The sequence below is a fragment of the Citrobacter sp. 506 genome (assembly GCF_050434985.1).
Classification (GTDB): domain Bacteria; phylum Pseudomonadota; class Gammaproteobacteria; order Enterobacterales; family Enterobacteriaceae; genus Citrobacter; species Citrobacter braakii.
Genome location: NZ_JBNDJN010000002.1, coordinates 564,171 through 584,017, shown reverse-complemented (window position 1 = coordinate 584,017; position 19,847 = coordinate 564,171). Strand labels below are relative to the sequence as shown.

The 19,847-nt window shown below is 54.7% G+C and carries 18 protein-coding genes; 15 read left to right on the top strand and 3 right to left on the bottom strand.

The genetic code is table 11. The annotated features are described in order from the left end of the window. Nucleotides 1-3 precede the first annotated feature (3 nt). From lepB to acpS, 6 genes are all read left to right on the top strand, one after another. Nucleotides 4-978, top strand: coding sequence for a signal peptidase I (lepB, locus tag ABIE10_RS12830; protein WP_016154048.1), 975 nt, complete (start codon nt 4-6; stop codon nt 976-978). A 269-nt stretch (nt 979-1,247) separates the two neighbouring features. Then, nucleotides 1,248-1,928, top strand: coding sequence for a ribonuclease III (gene rnc / locus ABIE10_RS12825; protein ID WP_003037579.1), 681 nt, complete (start codon nt 1,248-1,250; stop codon nt 1,926-1,928). Beyond that, on the top strand, nt 1,925-2,830 hold the full coding sequence (gene era / locus ABIE10_RS12820) for a GTPase Era (RefSeq protein ID WP_003037581.1): 906 nt from the start codon (nt 1,925-1,927) through the stop codon (nt 2,828-2,830). Before rnc ends, era begins: the two co-directional genes overlap by 4 nt. A gap of 132 nt (nt 2,831-2,962) precedes the next feature. Continuing rightward, a complete protein-coding gene (gene recO / locus ABIE10_RS12815; protein ID WP_016154047.1) occupies nt 2,963-3,691 on the top strand; it encodes a DNA repair protein RecO in 729 nt (242 codons plus the stop codon). A gap of 15 nt (nt 3,692-3,706) precedes the next feature. Beyond that, a complete protein-coding gene (gene pdxJ, locus ABIE10_RS12810) occupies nt 3,707-4,438 on the top strand; it encodes a pyridoxine 5'-phosphate synthase (RefSeq protein ID WP_016157172.1) in 732 nt (243 codons plus the stop codon). Beyond that, nucleotides 4,438-4,818 carry a holo-ACP synthase gene (acpS, locus tag ABIE10_RS12805; RefSeq protein ID WP_003037588.1) on the top strand — a complete coding sequence of 127 codons (381 nt, stop codon included), beginning with the start codon at nt 4,438-4,440 and terminating at the stop codon, nt 4,816-4,818. The genes pdxJ and acpS overlap by 1 nt, the downstream gene beginning before the upstream one ends. Before the next feature lie 40 nt (nt 4,819-4,858). On the opposite strand, the gene ABIE10_RS12800 is transcribed toward acpS, so the two are convergent. Further along, entirely contained in the window at nt 4,859-5,119 is a 261-nt protein-coding gene (locus ABIE10_RS12800) for a YfhL family 4Fe-4S dicluster ferredoxin (protein ID WP_003037590.1), read from the bottom strand. A gap of 55 nt (nt 5,120-5,174) precedes the next feature. Then, complete coding sequence (locus ABIE10_RS12795; RefSeq protein WP_016154045.1) at nt 5,175-6,023, bottom strand: MurR/RpiR family transcriptional regulator; 849 nt, start codon at nt 6,021-6,023, stop codon at nt 5,175-5,177. A 117-nt stretch (nt 6,024-6,140) separates the two neighbouring features. On the opposite strand from ABIE10_RS12795, the gene murQ reads away from it, so the two are divergent. The 4 genes from murQ to tadA are packed head-to-tail and all read left to right on the top strand — an operon-like array spanning nt 6,141 to nt 9,602. Beyond that, nucleotides 6,141-7,034 (top strand): N-acetylmuramic acid 6-phosphate etherase, encoded by an 894-nt coding sequence (gene murQ / locus ABIE10_RS12790; RefSeq protein WP_425135181.1) that lies wholly within the window; start codon nt 6,141-6,143, stop codon nt 7,032-7,034. Between the two features lie 9 nt (nt 7,035-7,043). Beyond that, a complete protein-coding gene (locus ABIE10_RS12785) occupies nt 7,044-8,408 on the top strand; it encodes a PTS transporter subunit EIIC (protein ID WP_016157168.1) in 1,365 nt (454 codons plus the stop codon). Nucleotides 8,409-8,411: 3 nt separating this feature from the next. Further along, the gene (gene yfhb, locus ABIE10_RS12780) at nt 8,412-9,047 is read left to right on the top strand and encodes a phosphatidylglycerophosphatase C (protein ID WP_016157167.1); all 636 of its coding nucleotides are present in this window, start codon (nt 8,412-8,414) and stop codon (nt 9,045-9,047) included. Between the two features lie 57 nt (nt 9,048-9,104). Continuing rightward, the gene (tadA, locus tag ABIE10_RS12775; protein WP_019077403.1) at nt 9,105-9,602 is read left to right on the top strand and encodes a tRNA adenosine(34) deaminase TadA; all 498 of its coding nucleotides are present in this window, start codon (nt 9,105-9,107) and stop codon (nt 9,600-9,602) included. Nucleotides 9,603-9,650: 48 nt separating this feature from the next. On the opposite strand, the gene mltF is transcribed toward tadA, so the two are convergent. Continuing rightward, nucleotides 9,651-11,201, bottom strand: coding sequence for a membrane-bound lytic murein transglycosylase MltF (mltF, locus tag ABIE10_RS12770; RefSeq protein ID WP_429155929.1), 1,551 nt, complete (start codon nt 11,199-11,201; stop codon nt 9,651-9,653). 257 nt (nt 11,202-11,458) lie between these two features. On the opposite strand from mltF, the gene purL reads away from it, so the two are divergent. From purL to glnB, 5 genes are all read left to right on the top strand, one after another. Continuing rightward, nucleotides 11,459-15,346: a phosphoribosylformylglycinamidine synthase gene (gene purL / locus ABIE10_RS12765; protein ID WP_103766628.1), complete on the top strand. Its 3,888-nt coding sequence runs from the start codon at nt 11,459-11,461 to the stop codon at nt 15,344-15,346. 561 nt (nt 15,347-15,907) lie between these two features. Continuing rightward, entirely contained in the window at nt 15,908-17,338 is a 1,431-nt protein-coding gene (qseE, locus tag ABIE10_RS12760) for a two component system sensor histidine kinase QseE/GlrK (RefSeq protein WP_049282310.1), read from the top strand. 22 nt (nt 17,339-17,360) lie between these two features. Next, nucleotides 17,361-18,104 (top strand): two-component system QseEF-associated lipoprotein QseG, encoded by a 744-nt coding sequence (gene qseG, locus ABIE10_RS12755; protein ID WP_016157162.1) that lies wholly within the window; start codon nt 17,361-17,363, stop codon nt 18,102-18,104. Further along, nucleotides 18,104-19,438, top strand: coding sequence for a two-component system response regulator GlrR (gene glrR / locus ABIE10_RS12750; RefSeq protein WP_304412487.1), 1,335 nt, complete (start codon nt 18,104-18,106; stop codon nt 19,436-19,438). Before qseG ends, glrR begins: the two co-directional genes overlap by 1 nt. A gap of 60 nt (nt 19,439-19,498) precedes the next feature. Then, nucleotides 19,499-19,837, top strand: coding sequence for a nitrogen regulatory protein P-II (gene glnB, locus ABIE10_RS12745; protein WP_002914032.1), 339 nt, complete (start codon nt 19,499-19,501; stop codon nt 19,835-19,837). Nucleotides 19,838-19,847 lie beyond the last annotated feature (10 nt).

Genomic DNA, 19,847 nt, shown 5'->3' with positions numbered 1-19,847 from the left:
GGCATGGCGAACATGTTTGCCCTGATTCTGGTGATTGCCACACTGGTGACGGGCATTTTATGGTGCGTAGATAAATTCATCTTCGCGCCAAAACGCCGGGAGCGTCAGGCAGCAGCGCAAGCTGCTGCAGGTGATTCACTGGATAAAGCAACGCTGAAAAAAGTGGCCCCTAAGCCGGGCTGGCTGGAAACAGGGGCATCCGTTTTCCCGGTTTTAGCTATTGTGCTGGTGGTGCGTTCATTTATTTATGAGCCGTTCCAGATCCCGTCTGGTTCGATGATGCCGACACTGCTTATCGGTGACTTTATCCTGGTGGAGAAATTTGCCTACGGGATTAAAGATCCGATTTACCAGAAAACGCTGATCGAAACCGGCCATCCGAAACGCGGTGATATCGTGGTGTTTAAATACCCGGAAGATCCGCGTCTGGACTACATCAAACGTGCTGTCGGTTTACCGGGAGACAAAGTGACGTACGATCCGGTGGCGAAAGAGGTAACTATTCAGCCAGGATGCAGTTCCGGTCAGGCGTGTGAAAACGCGCTGCCGGTAACGTACTCTGATGTTCAGCCAAGTGATTTTGTGCAGACCTTTGCGCGTCGTAACGGCGGTGAAGCGACCAGCGGCTTCTTTGAGGTTCCGCTGAATGAAACGAAAGATAACGGTATTCGCCTCTCTGAGCGTAAAGAAACGCTGGGTGAGGTAACGCACCGCATTCTGACCGTGCCAATCGCGCAGGATCAGGTGGGGATGTATTACCGCCAGCCAGGCCAGCAGTTGGCAACCTGGATCGTCCCGCCGGGACACTACTTCATGATGGGTGATAACCGTGACAATAGCGCGGACAGCCGTTACTGGGGATTTGTGCCGGAAGCGAATCTGGTTGGTAAAGCGACCGCTATCTGGATGAGTTTCGATAAGCAAGAAGGCGAATGGCCGACCGGTGTGCGTTTAAGCCGTATTGGTGGCATTCACTAATCGCTGATAATCGTTCACGTTGTCGTCATTATGGCGACAACGTGAATTATTTCTCGGATAAATTCCCGCAGACTAACGACATCCCTTGTCGTTGTGTATAGAATATTCCCCCGAAGTTTGAGGTTGGCACCGACAGGTTGCCACGGCACACGAAACAGCGTTGGTTTGTGTATAAATGCATTCAGCCGAAGCGGGATGGCTAAGCGAAATGCGTATATCAGGTCTGTTTCGTGTGCTGAATTGTTGACGCATTCATTTATTGGTATCGCATGAACCCCATCGTAATTAATCGGCTTCAACGGAAGCTGGGCTACACTTTTAATCATCAGGAGCTGTTGCAGCAGGCATTAACTCACCGTAGCGCCAGCAGCAAACATAACGAGCGTTTAGAATTTTTAGGCGACTCTATTCTGAGCTTTGTTATCGCTAATGCGCTGTATCACCGTTTTCCGCGTGTGGATGAAGGTGATATGAGTCGCATGCGCGCGACGCTGGTTCGCGGCAATACGCTGGCTGAATTAGCCCGTGAGTTTGACCTCGGTGAATGTTTACGTTTGGGGCCAGGCGAGCTGAAAAGCGGCGGTTTCCGTCGTGAATCGATCCTGGCAGATACCGTTGAAGCCTTGATCGGCGGCGTCTTCCTCGACAGCGATATTCAAACCGTTGAACAACTGATCCTGAACTGGTATCAGACTCGTCTGGATGAAATTAGCCCAGGCGATAAACAAAAAGATCCGAAAACGCGCCTGCAGGAATATTTGCAGGGTCGCCACCTGCCGCTACCGTCCTATCTGGTGGTGCAGGTTCGTGGTGAAGCACACGATCAAGAATTTACTATCCACTGCCAGGTCAGCGGCCTGAGTGAACCGGTGGTTGGCACAGGTTCGAGCCGTCGTAAGGCTGAGCAGGCTGCCGCCGAACAGGCGTTGAAAAAACTGGAGCTGGAATGAGCGAAGAGAAAACTTACTGCGGATTTATTGCCATCGTCGGTCGCCCGAACGTCGGCAAATCCACCCTGTTGAATAATCTGCTTGGGCAGAAGATTTCCATAACCTCACGTAAGGCTCAGACAACACGTCACCGTATTGTTGGCATCCATACCGAAGGTGCGTATCAGGCGATTTATGTTGATACCCCGGGCCTGCATATGGAAGAAAAACGGGCGATCAACCGCCTGATGAACAAAGCGGCAAGCAGCTCGATTGGTGATGTTGAACTGGTTATTTTCGTTGTGGAAGGCACCCGCTGGACGCCGGACGACGAAATGGTGCTCAACAAGCTGCGCGACGGTAAAGCCCCGGTTATTCTGGCTGTGAACAAAGTTGACAACGTTCAGGAAAAAGCCGATTTACTGCCGCACCTGCAGTTCCTGGCAAGCCAGATGAACTTCCTTGATATTGTCCCGATTTCTGCCGAAACCGGCCTGAATGTTGATACCGTTGCGGGCATCGTGCGTAAGCACCTGCCGGAAGCCATTCATCACTTCCCGGAAGATTACATCACCGACCGTTCTCAGCGCTTTATGGCGTCTGAAATCATCCGTGAAAAGCTGATGCGTTTTCTGGGGGCTGAACTGCCGTACTCCGTTACCGTGGAGATTGAACGTTTTATCTCTAACGAACGCGGTGGTTACGATATTAACGGTCTGATCCTCGTTGAACGTGAAGGGCAGAAGAAGATGGTTATTGGCAACAAAGGGGCCAAAATTAAAACCATCGGCATCGAAGCGCGTAAAGACATGCAGGAGATGTTCGAAGCGCCCGTTCACCTCGAGCTGTGGGTGAAAGTGAAATCCGGTTGGGCCGATGACGAGCGCGCGCTGCGTAGCCTCGGTTACGGCGACGACGTCTAATTTTTCATAGGTTATGGCTTTCGAGGTGCAGGAAGGCGGCAAGACCGCAGATCCTCGGGAGCTTACTCAAGTGAGTGACTGGGGTGAGTGGGCGCAGCCAACACACCTGCAGCTTGAAAGACGGCAGGTATGATGGAAGGATGGCAACGCGCTTTTGTCCTGCATAGCCGCCCTTGGAGCGAAACCAGTCTCGTGCTGGACGTCTTCACGGAAGAATCGGGTCGTGTGCGCCTGGTGGCTAAAGGCGCGCGCTCCAAACGTTCTAATCTCAAAGGCGCGCTCCAGCCTTTTACTCCGTTGTTGCTTCGCTTTGGTGGACGTGGTGAGGTCAAAACCTTACGCAGTGCCGAAGCCGTTTCTCTGGCTCTCCCCCTTAGCGGTATCACACTGTACAGCGGCTTGTATATCAACGAGCTTATCTCTCGTGTACTTGAGTATGAGACCCGCTTTTCTGAACTCTTTTTCGACTACCTGAACTGTATTCAGGCGCTGGCTGGCGCGACGGGTTCGCCAGAGCCTGCGCTGCGTCGCTTTGAGCTGGCCTTACTTGGACATCTGGGGTACGGCGTCGATTTTACCCACTGTGCGGGTAGTGGCGAGCCGGTGGACGACACCATGACCTATCGTTACCGGGAAGAAAAAGGGTTTATCGCAAGCGTAGTGATTGATAACGCCACCTTTACCGGACGCCATCTGAAAGCACTCGAATCGCGGGAATTTCCGGATGCTGATACGCTTCGCGCCGCGAAACGCTTTACCCGCATGGCGTTAAAGCCGTATCTTGGTGGTAAGCCGTTAAAAAGCCGGGAACTGTTCCGGCAATTTATGCCAAAACGCGCAGTAAAAACAAAAAATGATTAACGAGGATGGATTGCCATGGCCGAATTACTGTTAGGCGTCAACATTGACCACATTGCCACTTTACGTAATGCACGCGGCACCGCATACCCTGACCCGGTTCAGGCGGCGTTTATCGTTGAGCAGGCGGGCGCAGACGGCATTACCGTGCACCTGCGTGAAGACCGTCGCCATATTACCGATCGCGACGTGCGCATTTTGCGCCAGACGCTGGATACGCGTATGAATCTGGAAATGGCGGTAACCGAAGAGATGCTGGCGATTGCCGTTGAGACTAAGCCGCATTTTTGCTGCCTGGTGCCGGAAAAACGTCAGGAAGTGACGACTGAAGGTGGCCTGGACGTCGCGGGTCAGCGTGACAAGATGCGCGATGCCTGCAAACGCCTGGCGGATGCAGGCATTCTGGTTTCGCTGTTTATCGATGCGGATGACGAACAGATTAAGGCCGCTGCTGAAGTCGGCGCGCCGTACATCGAAATTCACACCGGCTGTTACGCCGATGCGAAAACCGACGCTGAACAGGCCAGCGAACTGGCGCGTATCGCCAAAGCGGCGACCTTTGCCGCCAGCCTTGGCCTGAAGGTGAATGCGGGGCACGGCCTGACGTACCACAACGTTAAAGCCATCGCCCGGATCCCGGAAATGCACGAGTTGAACATTGGCCATGCCATTATCGGCCGCGCGGTGATGAGCGGTCTGAAAGATGCAGTAGTCGAAATGAAGCGCCTGATGCTGGAAGCGCGTGGCTAATGGCGATTCTGGGATTAGGTACGGATATCGTGGAGATTGCCCGCATCGAAGCGGTGATCTCCCGTTCCGGCGACCGTCTGGCAAGACGCGTGCTCAGCGACAACGAGTGGGCAATCTGGGAGACGCATCAGCAACCGGTGCGCTTTCTGGCGAAGCGTTTTGCGGTCAAAGAGGCGGCAGCAAAAGCCTTTGGTACCGGTATTCGCAACGGTCTGGCGTTTAATCAGTTTGAAGTCTTTAACGACGAACTCGGTAAGCCGCGTCTACGGTTATGGGGGGAGGCGTTAAAACTGGCGGAAAAACTCGGCGTCGCACATATGCATGTGACGCTGGCCGATGAGCGTCACTACGCCTGCGCCACGGTGATTATCGAGAGCTAACGTTTCATCGGCCTGATAAGCATAGCGTCATCAGGCAACGTTACAGCTTATCGGCGTGGTGCATCAGTACAAACTTATCCCACAGCTGCTCTTCCGTTTCGACATGTGCCGGATCTTTCAAAATAGTATTGGGGATCGGGCACACCTTCTGACAGGTTGGTGTGTCGTAATGGCCTACGCATTCCGTACACTTGTCGCTGTTAATCTCGTAAATGCTGTCACCCATCGAAATCGCCTCATTCGGGCATTCGGGCTCGCACATATCGCAATTGATACACTTTTTAGTGATTAACAGGGCCATCAGGAAACTCTCAAAACATCACAAATCGGGCGGGCATTATACGCGCATTCTTTGCTCAGACCAGTTTTTTTACCAGTGCTTCGCTGTGGCGAATGCGTTCCGGGGCATGCTCCAGATCTTGCTGCACCAGCGCCATAAACAGTAAATCAGTGAGCATCATTTGCGCATGGGTAGAGGAAATCGCTGCGCTGCGCGTGGCCTGTTCTTCAGCAATCGTGTACAGACAATGAGTTGCGCGCTGTTGCAGGGCGTTAGGTGTAAATCCGGTGATGGCGAGAATTTTGGCTCCGGCGCGCAACGTTTCATCCGCAGCCAGGTTGAGTTCGCGGCGTTCTCCGGTATACGAAATGGCCAGCAGCAGATCGTTGGGTGAAAGCGCCTGCACCGCCGCCAGCAGGGCGTGCATATCGCGTTCAACCACCGCGTTAAACCCAATCTTTAGCAGTTTCCAGGCAAAATTCTGCGCTACCAGACCCGATGCGCCAATCCCGGTCAGGATAATGCGCCGGGCTGAGCGCAGCATCGTGACGCTCTCTATCAGTTTCTCTTCGCTGTTGACATCCAGCGTCGCATGCATCGCCGCCACGTTTTCTTTAATCAGTTTTTCGCCCACCATACGCATGGGGTCGTCACCGCGAATCTGATTATGCACCGGAATGGAATGAGGGTTGGGATTGCTGGCCAACGCTTCGCTAATCGCCAGTTTCAGCGCCGGAAACCCTTTAAAGCCCATCTTTTGCGCGAACTTCACCACGCTGGACTGGCTGACGCCTGCTTCAAAGGCCAGCTGCTGTGAGCTGAGATGACGCGCGGTATCCGGCTGAGCAAGAAGATAATCCGCAAGTTTTTTATCGCTTTGCGCGAGGTCCGGGTAACGCTGACGAATGCGAATTAAACAGTTCATGCTGTCTCCTGGCGAAAACGTGATGGCGATTGCAAAACAAAATTTCACTCGCCTGGATGAATATAATATTCCATTATGACAGATTATTATGAATTAAAAATTCCTAAGGAACAAAAAATGAATCTCGGTGCATTAGTTTCAGAAACCCGCAATCCACAGACCATGGATCTGGATGCGCTCTCAACGTTGGAGTTGGTTCATCGATTTAATCAACAGGATACGCTGGTAGCGGAAGCAGTAAAAGCAACTCTGCCTCAAGTTGCGTGCGCGGTCGATGCGGCAGCTAACGCGCTAAAAGCCGGTGGACGCATTATTTACATGGGTGCAGGTACCAGCGGGCGTCTTGGGGTGCTGGACGCGTCTGAGTGCCCACCGACCTTCGGTGTACCGCATGGTCTGGTAGTTGGGCTGATTGCCGGGGGGCCGGGCGCGCTGCTCAAGGCGGTAGAAGGCGCGGAAGATAACCCGCAGTTAGGCGAAGACGATCTGCGCGCACTCAACCTTACCGCACAGGATCTGGTGGTTGGTCTGGCGGCTTCAGGTCGCACGCCGTATGTGATTGGCGGGCTGAAATATGCGCGTTCGGTGGGCTGTACGACGGCGGCTATTTCCTGCAATCCGGATTCTCCTGTCGCGTATGAAGCGGATATTGCGATCTCCCCGGTGGTGGGACCGGAGGCGTTGACCGGGTCAACACGACTGAAATCCGGCACCGCGCAAAAACTGGTGCTCAATATGATCTCCACCGGTGCGATGGTGAAATTTGGCAAGGTGTACCAGAACCTGATGGTGGATATGCAGGCAACCAACGTCAAACTGGTCGATCGGGCGTGCCGTATGGTGGTTGAAGCCACCGGCATTGCGCGTGAACAGGCGCAAGCGCTGTTAAAGCAGACTGATTTTGACGTTAAGCCAGCGATTTTAATGGCGCTCACCGGCCTGGATGCCGCTGCCGCCCGTGAAAAGCTTGCCGCTCACCAGGGTTTTTTACGCGCGGCGTTAGAACACTAAGAGGTGTATATGGATAAGACGGCGGTGCTGGCCAGCGACATTCTGCTGGGCGTAGGCGGAGAGCAAAATATTCTGCGCCTGGAAAACTGTATGACCCGCGTCAGGGTGGAAGTTCAGGATGACGATCAGATTGATATTCCCCGTCTCAGGCAACTGCCCGGTGTTAGCGGTTACGTGAAGCAGGGCGCGCAGCATCAGATAATCGTCGGCCCCGGTAAAGCTGCCAAGGTGGTGGATGCCATGCGCTCCCTGATTGCCGGTGGCGGCGAGCGTGCAGATGTGAATAATATCGAGCGCACCAAATCAGAGGCCAAAGCGAAGTACAAAGCGCCAATGAGCGATGCGCTGCGCAAGCTGGCGAACGTCTTTATCCCTCTTATTCCGGCGTTTATCGCCTCCGGTTTGATTACCGGCATTATTAACATCCTTAAGCGACCGGATATCGTGGGGGATTTTGCGACCCATTATCCGAATATGCTGGGGCTGATGGGCATATTTGGCAGCGCCGTGTTTGCCATCATGAATATTCTGGTTGGGGTGAATACCGCCAAAGTCTTCGGCGGCTCTCTGGCGATGGGCGGGGTGATGGCGGGGATCCTCTCCAGTCCGCAGCTGGCGCAGATTACCCTGTTTGGCGAAGCGTTGCAGCCGGGGCGCGGCGGGGTGATCGCAGTGCTGCTGGTGGTTGCGCTGATGTGTTGGATCGAGCGCAAATTCCGCGAGCTGTTGCCGGAATCGCTGGAGCTTATCCTTAACCCGCTGCTGACCACCATCATTACCGGGGCCATCGCGATTGTGGCGCTACAACCGCTTGGAGGCTGGATTTCTGAATCTATCGCTCACGGCGCATCCTGGGCTATCGACCGCGGCGGTTTCCTGGTTGGTGCCATACTGGCGGGAACTTTCCTGCCATTGGTGCTCACCGGACTTCATCAAGGGTTGGTGCCCATCCACGTTGAGCTGGTACAGGCGCACGGTTATAACGCGCTCTTTCCTATCCTGGCGATGGCAGGCGTTGGACAAGTAGGGGCTGCGATAGCGGTGTTGATGAAAACCCGCAATGCGCGGCTAAAGAAAGTGATCAAAGGAGCGCTGCCGGTCGGGCTGCTGGGTATTGGCGAGCCGCTTATTTTTGGCGTCACGCTGCCGTTGGGTAAACCGTTTATCGGTGCCTGCCTTGGCGGAGCGGTAGGCGGGGCGCTGATTAGCTACTGGAAGGTGGCGACGGTTATCACCTTTGGCATCTCCGGTTTGCCGCTGGCACTGACGATTGTTGCCGGAAAAGTGATGTTCTATCTGTTAGGCTATCTGGTAGCAGTTATCGCCGGGTTCCTGTTTACCTGGCTATTGGGGTTCAACGATCCAGAGGAATAAGGTTTGACCAATCACCAGCGCCGCGTTGTTTTTTTTGATTTGGATGGCACGTTACACCAGCAGGATATGTTCGGTAGCTTTATACGTTATCTGCTGCGTCGCCAGCCGCTGAACGCGTTGCTTGTGCTGCCTCTGCTACCGGTGATTGCGCTGGCGCTGCTGATACAAGGGCGCGCCGCCCGCTGGCCAATGAGCCTGCTGTTGTGGGGATGCACTTTTGGTCGTAGCGAGGCGCGTCTGAAAGGGCATCAGGCTGACTTTGTGCGCTGGTTTCGCAGTAACGTGACGGCCTTTCCGCTCGTGCAACAGCGGCTGACAACCTACCTGTTAAGCTCTGACGCCGAAATCTGGCTTATCACTGGCTCCCCGCAGTCGCTGGTCGAGCAGGTGTACTTCGACACGCCGTGGCTACCGCGAGTCAATCTGATCGCCAGTAAAATGGCGCGGGGATTCGGCGGGTGGGTGCTGCCTCTGCGCTGTCTGGGCCATGAGAAAGTGACGCAACTGGAACGCCACATTGGTGCGCCGCTTCAGCTTTACAGTGGCTACAGCGACAGTAATCAGGACAATCCTCTGCTCTCTTTTTGCCAGCATCGCTGGCGCGTCACGCCGCGCGGAGAGCTGCAACAACTCGAATAGAGTAAACGATAGCGTCTGTGTATAATGCGCCCGCTTTGATTACTGGAGTTACCCCCTTTGTCTGAAGTTGAATTTAGCCACGAATACTGGATGCGTCATGCTTTAACGCTGGCTAAGCGCGCCTGGGATGAGCGTGAAGTCCCGGTGGGCGCGGTATTAGTACATAACAACCGCGTGATTGGCGAAGGCTGGAACCGTCCGATTGGTCACCATGATCCGACTGCCCACGCTGAAATTATGGCGCTGCGTCAGGGCGGCCTGGTGCTGCAAAACTACCGTCTGTTGGATACCACGCTGTATGTCACTCTGGAGCCGTGTGTGATGTGCGCAGGCGCGATGGTGCACAGCCGTATCGGTCAGGTCGTTTTTGGCGCGCGCGATGCGAAAACGGGGGCAGCCGGGTCATTAATGGATGTATTGCATCACCCTGGAATGAATCATCGGGTGGAGGTGACCGAAGGGGTGCTACGGGATGAATGCGCCACGTTGCTCAGTGATTTCTTCCGCATGCGTCGTCAGGAAATCAAAGCGCTGAAAAAAAACGCCAATTTGTAAATGCCGGTCTGATTGCCTGATGACGCTGCGCTTATCAGGCCTACGGGGCTACTTGCCCTCTTTTTTCTGCGGTGAAAACAGCAGGGAAGGGGAGTGCGACAGGTAATTTGACGACGTCTGAGACAAAAACGACGAAAGCGGCAATTCATCTTTACCTATTAGCTCTGCCGGCGTCACCGCCGGGTAATCCTGCGCCAGTTGCTGCGTTTCAAGCGCCCGTTTTTCTTTCTCCTGCAGATACCCCACCAGGCTAATCTGGTACTTACGGATATTTTCCACATAGGCGTAGGCTTCGTGGCCACGTGCATAACCATAGGTCAGCTTGTTGTAATACGGCTTTTGGCTGAGCAGCGGCAGACGCTGTTTTACGTCGGACCAACTGTTCGGATTGCCTTTGGTTTTCACGGTCAGCGCCCGTGCATCCAGCATGTGCGCATAACCCATGTTGTAGGCTGCGAGCGCAAACCAGATGCGTTCCCCTTCGGGGACGGTATCGGGCACTTTACTCATCATATCCTGCAAATACCGCGCGCCGCCGCTGATGCTTTGTTCGGCATCGGTACGGTCGGTAAGTCCGAGACTTTGAGCGGTATTTTTGGTCAGCATCATCAACCCGCGTACGCCGGTCGGGGAAGTGGCCTGCGCGTCCCAGTGTGACTCTTGATAAGAGATTGCGGCGAGCAGTCGCCAGTCTATCTCCTGCGCATATTTCTCAAACAGCGGCTTAAGGTCCGGCAATACGCTGTCTACGGCGCGTAAAAAGGTGCGGGTATCAACATAGTCAAAATCATCGCCATGTCCGAGATACTTTTCTTCCAGCCGCGCCAGAGAGCCGTCTTCATTCATGGTGTTAAAAAAATCCAACAGGGCGGCAGACAGCGTGTTGTCATCGTCCAGGCGACTAAACCAGGTCACCGGCTGTTCGTCAGATACGTCCAGCGCTACGGCCAGTTCAGGATGTACGCGCTGGTATAAGCTGATGGCGACGGAATCGGCAATGGTGTAATCCAGCTTCCCGGCGATAACATCATCAAGCAGTTCAGTGGTGCCTTTTTTGTCATCCACCTTCCAGCTCAGATCGGGAAATTTATTCTCTTTAAGCAACTGGAGATCGTTAACCACCACGTGCCCCGGGGCGATGGTCAGCTGATTTTCGTTCACGGTGGCAAGAGTGCGCGGGCGGTATTGCCCAACCCGATACACCAACTGTTGTGAAACCGAATAGTAGGTCGGACCTGGCTGGTAATTTTTCACCCGCTCGCTGTTATATACCAGGCCTGCGGCTAACAGATCGGCATGGCCGTTATCCAGGTCGTCAAAAAGCTGGCTGATGTTCTGGCGCACGGTGACTTTTAACTTCACGCCCAGGTAGTTGGCGAATGCCTGAGTCAGTTCATAATCCAGGCCGAATTTCTTACCGTTGAGGGTCGCGTAAGTTAACGGCGAGTCGAGGGTACTGACGCGCAGTTCTCCCCGCGACTGAATGGCGGCGATACGATTTTCGGTTTTACCGAACCAGGGAATAGATGGCCAGAGGGCCGCTGCCAACAACAGCGTTAATATGCCGATGAACAGATAATTAATCTTTAATTTTTTCAATTAGTTAATTCTCTGAACCGTACGTTGTCTCTGCCTGCTGTGGTGATGATTAAGAAGTGAAGTCGTCATTAATGAGCGGCATTTTGCTTAAACTTGCGTCAGTTGGCAACTTATTCAGAAACCAGACCGCATTTGATGATAAGAGACGGTCGTGATTTTATTTCGACGCAAACGGTTTCGTCGGCGCGGTAGATTCTTTATAATGACGCCCGTTTCCCCCACTTGGGCACACCGAAAGCTTAGAAGACGAGAGACTTATGATGGAAATTCTGCGTGGTTCACCTGCACTGTCTGCATTCCGTATTAACAAACTGCTGGCACGTTTTCAGGCTGCCAACCTCCAGGTCCACAATATTTACGCCGAGTACGTCCATTTTGCCGATCTGAATGCACCGTTGAATGAGGATGAGCACGCCCAGCTTGTACGCCTGCTGAAATATGGTCCTGCTCTTCACAGCCATGCCCCTGAAGGCAAACTGCTGCTGGTTACGCCTCGCCCTGGCACCATCTCCCCGTGGTCTTCTAAAGCGACTGATATTGCCCACAACTGCGGCCTGCAACAGATTAGCCGTCTGGAACGTGGCATTGCCTGGTATGTAGAAGCCTCTACGCTGACCGCTGAGCAGTGGCAGATGGTTGCCGACGAACTGCACGACCGCATGATGGAAACGGTTTTCTCTGCGCTGAACGATGCCGAAAAACTGTTTGTCCATCACCAGCCTGCGCCGGTCTCCAGTGTTGATCTGCTGGGTGAGGGACGCCAGGCGCTGATCGACGCTAACCTGCGTCTCGGTCTGGCACTGGCGGAAGACGAAATCGACTATCTGCAGGATGCGTTTACCAAACTGGGACGCAACCCGAACGACATTGAACTGTACATGTTTGCGCAGGCTAACTCCGAGCACTGCCGCCACAAAATTTTTAACGCCGACTGGGTTATCGACGGTAAACAGCAGCCCAAGTCGCTGTTCAAGATGATTAAAAACACTTTCGAAACCACGCCGGACCACGTGCTGTCTGCCTATAAAGACAACGCCGCGGTCATGGAAGGTTCTGAAGTGGGCCGCTACTTTGCCGACCACAAAACCGGCCGCTACGATTTCCATCAGGAGCCAGCCCACATCCTGATGAAGGTTGAAACCCACAACCACCCGACGGCTATCTCTCCGTGGCCGGGCGCGGCTACCGGCTCCGGCGGCGAAATCCGCGACGAGGGTGCAACCGGTCGCGGTGCAAAACCGAAAGCCGGGCTGGTGGGCTTCTCCGTTTCCAACCTGCGTATTCCTGGCTTTGAACAGCCGTGGGAAGAAGACTTTGGTAAGCCGGACCGTATTGTTACCGCGCTCGATATCATGACCGAAGGTCCGTTGGGCGGCGCGGCGTTTAACAACGAATTCGGTCGTCCGGCGCTGACCGGCTACTTCCGAACCTACGAAGAAAAGGTCAACAGCCACAACGGCGAAGAGCTACGCGGTTACCATAAACCGATCATGCTGGCGGGCGGGATCGGTAACATCCGTGCCGATCACGTGCAAAAAGGTGAGATCGTCGTTGGCGCCAAGCTGATCGTCCTCGGCGGCCCGGCGATGAACATCGGGCTTGGCGGCGGGGCGGCCTCCTCTATGGCTTCCGGCCAGTCTGATGCCGATCTTGATTTCGCTTCGGTACAGCGCGACAACCCGGAAATGGAACGTCGTTGCCAGGAAGTTATCGACCGCTGCTGGCAGATGGGCGATGCGAACCCGATCCTGTTTATCCATGACGTTGGCGCAGGCGGTCTGTCTAACGCCATGCCGGAGTTGGTAAGCGATGGCGGTCGCGGCGGTAAGTTCCAACTGCGCGATATCCTTAGCGACGAGCCGGGTATGAGCCCGCTGGAAATCTGGTGTAACGAATCCCAGGAGCGCTATGTGCTGGCGGTTGCCGCTGACCAGCTACCGCTGTTTGACGAACTGTGTAAGCGCGAGCGCGCGCCGTATGCGGTGATCGGTGAGGCCACCGAAGAACAGCATCTCACACTGAGCGACAGCCACTTCGATAACCAGCCGATCGACATGCCGCTGGATGTGCTGCTGGGTAAAACCCCGAAAATGACCCGCGATGTGCAGACGCTGAAAGCCAAAGGCGACGCCCTGAATCGTGGCGAAATCTCGATTGCAGATGCGGTTAACCGCGTGCTGCATCTGCCGACTGTCGCTGAGAAAACGTTCCTCGTGACGATCGGCGACCGTACCGTTACCGGCATGGTGGCGCGTGACCAGATGGTTGGTCCGTGGCAGATCCCGGTAGCCAACTGCGCGGTCACCACCGCAAGCCTGGATAGCTACTACGGTGAAGCGATGTCTATCGGTGAGCGTGCGCCAGTTGCGCTACTGGATTTCTCGGCCTCTGCGCGTCTGGCGGTAGGTGAAGCGCTGACTAACATTGCGGCAACGCAGATTGGCGATATCAAACGCATTAAACTGTCGGCTAACTGGATGGCGGCTGCGGGTCACCCCGGTGAAGATGCCGGGCTGTACGAAGCGGTAAAAGCCGTTGGGGAAGAATTATGTCCGGCGCTTGGCCTGACTATTCCGGTGGGCAAAGACTCTATGTCGATGAAAACCCGCTGGCAGGAAGGTAATGAGCAGCGTGAAATGACTTCGCCGCTGTCGCTGGTGATCACCGCCTTTGCCCGCGTGGAAGACGTGCGCCACACGATAACCCCGCAGCTCTCTACTGAAGACAACGCCCTGCTGCTGATTGATCTCGGTCTGGGTCACAACGCGCTGGGCGCGACGGCGCTGGCACAGGTTTATCGTCAACTGGGCGACAAGCCTGCCGACGTGCGTAACGTTGAGCAACTGAAAGGCTTCTACGACGCCATTCAGGCGCTGGTCGCGCAGCGTAAGCTGCTGGCCTACCATGACCGTTCCGACGGCGGACTGCTGGTTACGCTGGCGGAAATGGCCTTCACCGGTCACTGCGGTATTGACGCTGATATCCACTCGCTGGGTGACGATCGTCTGGCGGCGCTGTTTAATGAAGAGCTGGGCGCAGTGATCCAGGTTCGCGCTGCTGACCGTGAAGCGGTTGAGGTGTTGCTGGCACAACATGGCCTGGCAGATTGCGTGCACTATCTCGGCCAGGCGGTAACGGGTGACCGTTTCACCCTGAGCGCCAACGGTCAGCCGGTGTTCAGCGAAAGCCGCACCACGCTGCGCATGTGGTGGGCGGAAACCACCTGGCAGATGCAGCGTCTGCGCGACAACCCGGAGTGTGCCGATCAGGAACACGACGCTAAAACCAACGATGCCGATCCTGGCCTCAACGTTAAACTGTCGTTTGATATCAACGAAGATGTTGCCGCCCCGTACATCGCTACCGGCGCGCGTCCAAAAGTGGCCGTGCTGCGCGAGCAGGGCGTGAACTCCCACGTCGAAATGGCGGCTGCCTTCCACCGTGCGGGCTTTGACGCCATCGATGTGCATATGAGCGACCTGCTGGGCGGACGCATCGGTCTGGGTAACTTCCAGGCGCTGGTCGCTTGTGGCGGGTTCTCTTATGGCGATGTGCTCGGCGCAGGGGAAGGCTGGGCGAAGTCGATTCTGTTCAACAACCGCGTCCGTGATGAGTTCGAAACCTTCTTCCATCGCCCGCAAACGCTGGCGCTCGGGGTGTGTAACGGTTGCCAGATGATGTCTAACCTGCGTGAACTGATCCCGGGAAGCGAGCTGTGGCCGCGCTTTGTGCGTAACCACTCCGATCGTTTTGAAGCCCGCTTCAGCCTGGTCGAAGTGACGCAAAGCCCGTCTTTACTGCTTGCCGATATGGTTGGTTCGATGATGCCGATTGCCGTTTCTCACGGTGAAGGCCGTGTGGAAGTGCGTGACGGCGCGCATCTGGCCGCGCTGGAGAGTAAGGGACTGGTGGCGCTGCGCTACGTTGATAACTTCGGTAAGGTGACCGAGACCTACCCGGCTAACCCGAATGGTTCGCCGAACGGAATTACTGCCGTTACTACTGAAAATGGTCGCGTCACCATTATGATGCCGCACCCGGAACGCGTATTCCGTACCGTGAGCAACTCCTGGCACCCGGAAAACTGGGGCGAGGACAGCCCGTGGATGCGTATCTTCCGCAACGCGCGTAAACAGCTCGGGTAATCAGCTCGATAACCTTTAAGCCCCTCTGCGTGAGGGGCTTTTTTTTGTCAGTCATTTTGTATGCCGCTATCCGACAATGCGTTTAAGTGTCGGGAAATCCCGACATAGGCGGGGTTACGCTGTCGCTAAAAAGAGACATTTAATTATATGATTTACAATGAATTTGTTTTTTAAGTGCTGTGGGTGTTGCTGATTGGCGACAGTAAGGGTGAAAAATAGCCAAAATCATTTTTCATATGAATAAGAACATTTTCCATATTTATCATTGTGTTAATAAAGTGTTTTGAATATTGGCACAGATGCTGCATAATATTGCCCAGTGGCTCATTCACCTTCTTATGTCAGCCCCTTCGGGACGTGCTACATAAACTTCGAATGACGCACAACAAGGTGCCTGCCGTCCAACATCTGATATTAGCATCGCTCATATCAACCTTCGGGCGAAACGTCGAGTTAGGCACCGCCTTATTCCACAACAAAGCCGGGTTAATCCCGGCTTTGTTGTATCTGACGTTCCCCTCAGTTAGCATCAACCTATTCCTGTCCATTGAGAGTAACGCCTTGAAGCGCTGGTCTGTTTTCCCCCGATCTTTACGTCAATTGGTTACGTTGGCATTTTTGCTTATCCTGCTGCCGTTGTTAGTTTTGGCCTGGCAGGCGTGGCAAAGTCTGAATGCCCTGAGCGCGCAGGCGGCGCTGACGAACCAAACCACGCTGATTGACGCCAGACGCAGCGAAGCGATGACCAATGCCGCGCTGGAGATGGAGCGTAGCTACCGGCAATACTGTGTGCTTGATGACCCGACGCTGGCTAAGGTTTACCAGAGCCAACGTAAACGCTACAGCGACATGCTGGATGCGCATGCGGGCGTGTTGCCGGATACCAAGCTTTATCAGGCACTGCGTCAGGACCTCAACGATCTCGCGCAGTTACAGTGCACCAACAGTGGTCCTGATAGCGTGGCGGCGGCGCGGCTGGACGCTTTCGCCAGTGCCAATACTGAAATGGTACAAGCGACGCGCACGGTCGTCTTTTCTCGTGGGCAGCAGCTACAGCAGGAAATAGCCGAACGTGGGCAGTTCTTTGGCTGGCAGGCGCTGGTGCTGTTTCTTGTCAGCCTGGCGATGGTGTTGCTGTTTACCCGCATGATAATCGGTCCGGTGAAGGGCATAGAAAAAATGATCAATCGTCTGGGGGAAGGGCGCTCGCTGGGCGATAGCGTATTATTTACGGGACCCCGGGAGCTGCGCTCCGTGGGGCAGCGCATTATCTGGCTGAGCGAACGTCTCTCCTGGCTGGAGTCACAACGACATCAGTTTTTACGCCACCTGTCTCATGAGCTGAAAACGCCTCTGGCGAGCATGCGCGAAGGTACCGAGCTGTTAGCCGATCAGGTCGTTGGGCCGTTAACGCCAGAGCAAAAAGAGGTTGTCGGTATTCTCGATGACAGTAGCCGCAACCTGCAAAAACTGATTGAGCAACTGCTCGATTACAACCGCAAGCTGGCGGATGACGAGGTTGAGCTTGAACGTGTGGAAATCGCGCCGCTGGTGGAAAGCGTTGTTTCTGCACATAGCCTGCCCGCTCGCGCCAAAATGATACATACTGATGTTGCGCTTGCGGTGAACGCCTGCCTGGCAGAACCGATGCTATTGATGAGCGTGCTGGACAATCTTTATTCCAATGCGGTGCACTATGGCGCTGAATCCGGTAACATTTGGATCCGCAGCAGTTTGCATGGCTCAATGGTATACATTGATGTAATGAATACCGGCACACCGATTCCAGAAGCAGAACAGACCATGATCTTCGAGCCTTTTTTCCAGGGTAGCCATCAGCGAAAAGGGGCGGTAAAAGGAAGCGGGTTGGGGCTGAGCATTGCCAGAGATTGCATCCGCCGTATGCGGGGCAAACTGTATCTGGTTGATGAGCATGCGCAAAACGTTTGTTTTCGCATAGAACTGCCGCTATCTGCAGCGAAAAATCACTAAAATAAACCTAAGTCTGGTGAGTATGCCATACGTTGTTGTCCGAATGCTTAAACGACATTTTTTCCGTCGCGTCATCCTCGCAAGCCTGCCGTGTCTGGCGCTGGTAGGCTGCGTCCCGAACGCGGTGAATCATATTATCGGCGACCCCTCGCAGGAGAAAATTCCGCCTCATCAACTGGCGGACTACCTTGCAACCGACTGTAGCGATATCTGGTCGCTGTCTGGTCAGCCCACAGAGACCAATCCGCTGTACTGGCTGCGGGCGATGGATTGCGCCAATCGCCTGATGCCGGTACAGGCGCGTAGTGAAGCCAGCACGATGATGCCTGATACCTGGCAGGGGGCTTTCAGGCGCGGGATCCTGCTTGATAACGCCAACATTACGCCGCCTGAAAGGCGGGAGACGGTTACGCGCCTCGACGCATTAAGCCCGCAAATTCCGCCACAGGTACGCCCGCTGTATCAGGTCTGGCGCAGCAGTCAGACGTTGCAGTTGCAACTGGCCGAAGAGCGTATGCGCTACAGCAAGCTTCAGCAGGCATCAGACAGCGATCTTGATACGTTACGTCAGCAGCAACAACACTTGCAGTCTCAGCTCGATCTCACGACCCGCAAGCTGGAGAATCTGACCGATATCGAACGCCAGCTTTCCACGCGCAAACCTGCCGGTAGTTACAACCCTGATGCGCCGCACGGGAACGATAAACTCACCCCACCTGATAACGAGGAAGGCGCAGCGTCGTCTGCCGATGAGGTCACGCCATGATAAGCCGTAAGCCCGCGCATCTGCTGCTGGTGGATGACGATCCCGGCCTGTTGAAATTACTTGGAATGCGCCTGACCAGCGAAGGCTACAGCGTCGTAACCGCAGAAAGCGGGCAGGAAGGGCTACGGGTGCTTAACCGTGAAAAAGTGGATCTGGTTATTAGCGATCTGCGCATGGATGAAATGGACGGCATGCAGCTGTTTACTGAAATCCAGAAAGTGCAGCCGGGAATGCCGGTTATTATCCTCACCGCTCACGGTTCCATCCCCGACGCCGTTGCGGCGACTCAGCAAGGGGTGTTCAGCTTTCTCACTAAGCCGGTCGATAAAGACGCGTTATACCATGCGATCGACGGGGCGTTGGAACAGTCTGCGCCTGCCGCTGATGACAGCTGGCGTGAGTCCATCGTCACCCGCAGCCCACTGATGCTGCGCCTGCTGGAACAGGCGCGCATGGTGGCGCAATCGGACGTAAGCGTATTGATCAACGGCCAAAGCGGAACCGGGAAAGAAGTTTTTGCCCAGGCCATTCACAACGCCAGCCCGCGCAGCCACAAGCCTTTTATTGCCATTAACTGTGGCGCATTGCCGGAACAACTGCTGGAGTCTGAGCTGTTTGGTCATGCGCGCGGCGCTTTTACCGGTGCGGTGAGCAATCGTGAAGGGCTGTTTCAGGCCGCGGAAGGCGGGACGCTGTTTCTCGATGAGATTGGCGATATGCCCGCGCCGTTGCAGGTTAAATTGCTACGTGTATTGCAGGAGCGAAAAGTCAGGCCGCTGGGCAGTAACCGCGATATCGATATTGATGTGCGGATCGTTTCCGCGACCCACCGTGATTTACCCAAAGCGATGGCTCGGGGGGAATTTCGCGAAGATTTGTACTATCGCCTCAACGTGGTGAGCCTGAAGATCCCGGCGCTGGCCGAGCGTACGGAAGATATTCCGCTACTGGCAAACCATCTGCTGCGCCAGTCTGCTGAACGACACAAACCGTTCGTGCGCGCCTTTTCGACCGATGCCATGAAACGGTTAATGACCGCCAGTTGGCCTGGTAACGTGCGTCAGTTGGTTAACGTGATTGAGCAGTGCGTGGCGTTGACCTCTTCGCCGGTGATCAGCGACGCGCTGGTGGAGCAGGCGCTGGAAGGGGAGAACACCGCGCTGCCGACCTTTGTTGAAGCGCGTAACCAGTTTGAACTCAACTACCTGCGTAAGCTGTTGCAAATTACCAAGGGCAATGTGACCCATGCGGCGCGAATGGCGGGGCGCAACCGCACCGAATTCTACAAGTTGCTCTCTCGCCATGAGCTGGATGCAAACGATTTCAAAGAATAAATCTGCGGATTATGTTAGTTTTATTCGATCAAAAGACAGGCGACCTTTTCAAGGAATAGCATGAAAAAGATTGATGCGATTATTAAACCCTTCAAGCTGGACGACGTCCGCGAAGCGCTGGCTGAAGTCGGCATTACCGGTATGACTGTAACAGAAGTGAAAGGGTTTGGCCGTCAGAAAGGCCATACTGAGCTGTACCGTGGTGCGGAATATATGGTGGATTTTCTGCCGAAGGTAAAAATTGAAATTGTGGTCACCGACGACATCGTCGATACCTGCGTCGACACCATTATTCGTACTGCCCAGACCGGTAAAATCGGTGACGGTAAGATTTTTGTCTTCGACGTGGCACGCGTGATTCGTATTCGCACCGGTGAAGAAGACGACGCGGCAATCTAAGCCGCGCCGT